Genomic DNA, 5,078 nt, shown 5'->3' on the forward strand with positions numbered 1-5,078 from the left:
GTCCTGGACGGCGATTTCGCGGACGAGCTCGTGGCGGCCGGTTGCGAGCTCGAGGCGGTAGATCCGGGCCGAAGTGGTCCCGCGATCGGAGTAGTAGCAGGACCGGCCGTCCGCGCTCCAGCCCGCAACCGAGGCCGCGCCGAGCTCCGCGGGGTACAGCCGCGGCACGCCGCCGCGGACCGGAATGACGACGATCCGGCCGTCGCTCGTGACGCCGGCGACCGACTCTGCGTCGGGCGACACGAAGAAGAAGAAAGGGTTCATCAGCGGGCCCGGAATGGGGCGAACGGGACCGCCTTCCAGCGAAACTTCGTAGAGCGCCGTCGGGCGGCCGGGAGCGTCCGCGCAGACGACGAGCCTCCGGCTGTCCGGGAAGAAAGTCGCCGAGAGCGGGTCGAGGTTCGGCATGTCGATCGTCCGGGACTGCCCGGCCCCGGTCGGATACAGGACGAGAACGCGGCGTCCGCCGGCATGGCCGCGGCGGTTTGCCGCGACGAGGCGCCCGTCCGGCGACATTGCCAGCGCGTTTCCCGGGCCGAGCTGGACGGCGGCGGAGCCGTCGGTCTTGCGCAGGTAGACGAGATACTCCTCGCGACTCGCGTCTCCCTGCTCCGTGGAGAGAATCCGGCCGCCGTCGGCGGAGATCGCGTCGGGGAACGTCCAGTCGAGCCAGGAGAGATCCCGGTCCCGGGCGCCGCCGGCCGCCGGACCGCTCAGGTAGGTCTCGCGGCGCGCGGTCGACTGGATCACGAGCGCCGCTCCGCCGGCGGAAGCGTCGTGCGCGTACTCGGTGATCCCGCTGCGGTGGAGGAACCGCTCCCGTCCGGAAAGGTCGACCGCCCACAGCGAAGCGCTGTTCCCGGACCGCGCTCCGCTCCAGAGGATCTCGCGGCCGTCGGAGATCCACGACAGCCCGTCGAGAACGGTGAGGTCGCGGACGAGCGTCGTCGCCCTTCCGTTCCGGTCGACGACGACGAGGTCGCCCGCGGTGTCGCCGCGGAAGCGATGCTCGGCGAAGCAGACGCGCCCCCCGTCGGGCGAGACGCGCACCTGATCCATCCAGCCGACCGTCGAGTGGAGCGCGCGGCCGATCGGGTATTCGAGAACGTCGCTCGCGCCGACGTAGCGCGAAATCGCGAGGTTCTCGCCGTCCGGCGCCCAGTCGGCCGAGACGACCCGCTCGGCGATCGGCCGCGGCGCCCCGCCGGAGAGCGTGGCGCGCGCGAGCGTCGCCTCGGACGTGAAGCCGGTCGTGAACCGCCAGCCGAGCCCGATCGCGAGCTCGTCGGACTTCGAGACCGAGTACAGCATGGCGGGAGGGAGATCGAGCTTCTGCGAGTCGGGGCCGGTCGCGCGCACCGTGAAGAGCGACGGGTCCTCGCCCTGCCACGCGGCGCAGTAGACGATCGTCTTTCCGTCGCTCGCGAACCGCGCGTTGAAGATCGTGCCGCGCCGGAACGTGAGCCTCTGGAACGACGGCGGGTTCGCGCGCGCCGCGCGCTCGCCCGAAACGCGCCCGATGCGGAACGCGGCGGCCGCGGCGACGAGCGCGGCGACCGCCAGCGCCGGCGCCGCCCACCGGCGGGGAGCGCGGACGCGGCCGACGGTCCCGACGCGCGACGACGACCCTCCATCGAGGGATTTCAGCGCGAAAACGATGTCGCGGGCGGACTGGAAGCGCTCCTCCCGCTCCTTCTCGAGACAGTGGCGAACGATCCGGTCGTACTCCGGCGGGACGCTCCGGATCGTGGAGATCTCGGGAGGGTCGTCCCGAAGGACGGCGTTCATGGTCTCGACCGCGGACGCGCCCGAGAACGGGCGGCTTCCGGTCGACATCTCGTACGCGACGGCGCCGAACGAGAAGATGTCGCTCCGCGCGTCGGCGGTCCGTCCGCGGACCTGCTCCGGAGACATGTAGCCGACCGTGCCGAGAACCGTGCCGGCGTCGGTCGTCGGTGCGGCGGTCGGCGAATTCGTGTCCGCGCCCGCCGACGCGATCGCGACGGACTTCGCGAGGCCGAAGTCGAGGATCTTGACCCTTCCCTCGGACGTGACGAACACGTTCTCGGGCTTGAGGTCCCGGTGGACGATGCCCTTGTCGTGCGCGGCGGCCAGACCCTCCGCGAGCTGGATGCCGTAGTCGACGCACTTGCGGAACGGAAGCGGCCCGTTCGTCAGCCGATCGCGGAGCGTCGAGCCCTCGAGGAGCTCCATCACCGCGTAGACGGTCGCCCCCTCCTTGCCGACGTCGAAGAGGCCGAGGATGTTCGGATGCGAAAGCGCCGCGACCGCCTGAGCTTCCCGCTCGAACCGCGCGAGCATTTCGGGGTCCTGCGCGAGCCGCTCCGGGAGGACCTTGAGTGCGACGTCCCGCCCGAGCCGCGTGTCGCGGGCGCGGTAGACCTCGCCCATGCCGCCCGCGCCGAGAGGAGAAAGGATCTCGTACGGTCCGAGCTTCGTGCCAGCGGAGAGCGTCATCCGTCGATCTCCGTCCGACCGCCACGTTTCCCTCGCGGCAGGCCTGGCGCGGCCCTGCTCACGTCCGCCTCACTTCAGCTCCGCCAGCCATACGTCTCCTTCGGTCGCCGTTTCCGTGTAGGTGATCTCCCGCTCGCCGGCCGAGACTCCGAAGCTCATCCCCACGAAGTAACCGCCGACGTCGAGGAGCGGCGTGATATGGCCCGTTGCGACGTCGACCAGGGAGATCCCCCGCCGATCGCGCATCACGAGGCGCCGTCCGTCCGAGAGCCAGACGGCGGACCTCCAGAAGGGATCGCCGCCCGTAACGCGCCGGATGTGTTTTTCGCGAAAGTCGTAGACGCCGATCCCATCGGTGGAACCGTCGCGGCGGATGATCACTCCAGCGAGCTTCGTTCCGTCGGACGACCAGGAAGTCGGCCAGTACGACGACGTGCCGAGCTCGGGCAAGTCGATGTAGGTGAGGGAAGGGGACGGTCCGGACCGAAGGTCGGCGAGTCCGAATCCGCCCCGGCTCGCGGAGAACCAGATCCTCGAGAACGTCATTCGCGAGCCGTCCGGAGACCAGATCGGAAAATTCACCGCCCCCTCGACGTGGAAAAGCTCGCGAAGGCCGCTGCCGTCGGGATGGATCGACCAGACCTGGTAGGAACCATTCCGGTCGGAATAGAAGACGATCTCCTTCCCGTCCGGCGACCATTGCGGTCCCCGATCCCGGAACGGATCGTCGGTCAGCCGCCGATAGTCGGTGCCGTCCGTCCTCGCGAGCGCGATGTCTTCCTGGTTCGTCGTCTGCATGAACGCGACCCATCGGCCGTCCGGCGAAACGTCGTGATCGCGGATCGGCTGCGTGCTCTTCAGGATCGGCGTCGATGGTCCCGTGATCTTCCCCTCGCGCGGATCGAAAGGCGCCCGGAGGAGGGTCGACTTCCACAGAAGGCTCGAATACGCCATCCGCTTCCCGTCGCGGGAGAAGCTGATCTCCCCGCTCCAGAGAGACGGCGTCGTCATCGGTTCCGGCGCTCCGAGCACCCGGCCCGAATTCTCGTCGATCGGGACGCGCCAGAGGTTCATCGAGCCGCCCCGGTTGCTCGAGAACCAGAGCCAGTGCCCGTCGGGAGACCAGGCCGGGCTCCAGTCGAGGGGGGCGTCGTCGGTGACGTCCTTCCCGTTTCCTTTGGCCTCGGAGCCGTCGGCGGCGACGGTGAAGATGTCTCGCTGTCCCGAGTCTCCGCGAAGTCCCCAGAAAGCGATCCGCTTGCCGTGCGGAGAAAATGCCGGCTGCATCGCGTCGGCGGCCTCGGTGACGACGCGTTTGTGTCCCGTCTCGACATCCACGGCCGTCATCCCGCCGACCTTTGCTCCGCGGTCGCTCGGAAAGAGATACGTTCCTGTCGTCACGACGACTTCCTTGCCGTCCGGCGACCAGGTGGGGGCGAAGCCGAAATCGGTGAGCCGGCGGACGGATTCTCCGGTCGAGCCCATGACGAAGATGCCTCCGCCGTCGCGCTCGGAGCGGAAGGCGATCCGCTCCCCGTCGGGAGCGAAGGCCGGCTGCCAGTCGTCGGCCGGCGAGTCCGCCGTGAGCGGCGTCGGGTTCCGGCCGCCGACGCGGAGAAGGAAGAGCTTCATGATGCCGCCCACGCGGGCGACGTACACCACGCTCTTTCCGTCCGGCGAGAGCGACGGAGACGATTCGACGCCGGGCGTATCGGTGAGCTGTTGGAACGAGGCGGGCCGGCCGGAGGCGGCGGGGCGCGCGGTGCCCCGCAGACCGATCCAGACGGCCGCCGCGCCCACGAGCGCGGCAACGGGGATCGCGACGGCAGGGACGCGGCGGCGCACGCGCCCGGCGGGCGGCCGCTCCGTCGAGCTCGGCGTCCCCGAGACCGACTCCAGCGCGAAGCCGACGTCGCTCGCCGACTGGAATCTCTGCTCGGGACTCTTCTCGAGGCAATGCCGGAGGATCCGGTCGAGCGCGGGGGGAATCGCGGCGCCGGACGCGACGGTCTCGGGCGGGTCCTCGCGCAGGATCGCCGTCATCGTCTCGGCCGCCGTGTCGTGCTGGAAAGCGCGGCGGCCGGTGACCATCTCGTAGAGGAGCGTTCCGAACGAAAAGATGTCGGATCGGTGGTCGGCGTCCCGGCCGCGAACCTGTTCGGGTGACATGTAGCCGACGGTGCCCATGACCGTCCCCGGCTCGGTGTAGGCGGACACGGTCGGGGAGTGCGTCTCGTCGGAGGAGGCCGCGCGCGCCGGCTTGGCGAGGCCGAAATCGAGGATCTTGGCCCTTCCGTCGCGCGTCACGAACACGTTGTCGGGCTTCAAGTCCCGGTGGACGATTCCTTTTCCGTGGGCGGCGGCGAGACCGGCGGCGACCTGGCGTGAGATCTCGAGAGCGCGGCGGACCGGCAGCGCTCCGTCCGTCAGCATCTCGCGGAGCGTTTCGCCTTCGAGGAGCTCCGTCACGGCGTACGTGACGCCGTCATGGGCGCCGAAATCGAAGATCGAAAGGATGTTCGGGTGGTTCAACGCCGCGACGGAAAGGGCCTCGCGCTCGAAGCGCGCGAGCGCGTCGCGATCCGCCGCGATCGATTCCG

General features: G+C 69.9%; 2 protein-coding genes. Both read right to left on the reverse strand.

The window, feature by feature from the left end; genetic code table 11:
- Positions 1–2,478 (reverse strand): protein kinase (locus VFS34_00790; protein ID HET9792966.1); only part of this gene is annotated, 2,478 nt, incomplete at its 3' end.
- 69 nt (positions 2,479–2,547) lie between these two features.
- Positions 2,548–5,078: protein kinase (locus tag VFS34_00795; GenBank protein ID HET9792967.1), on the reverse strand; the 2,531-nt coding region annotated here is incomplete at its 5' end.

The sequence above is a fragment of the Thermoanaerobaculia bacterium genome (genome assembly GCA_035717485.1).
In the GTDB taxonomy this organism is placed as follows: Bacteria; Acidobacteriota; Thermoanaerobaculia; order UBA5066; family DATFVB01; genus DATFVB01.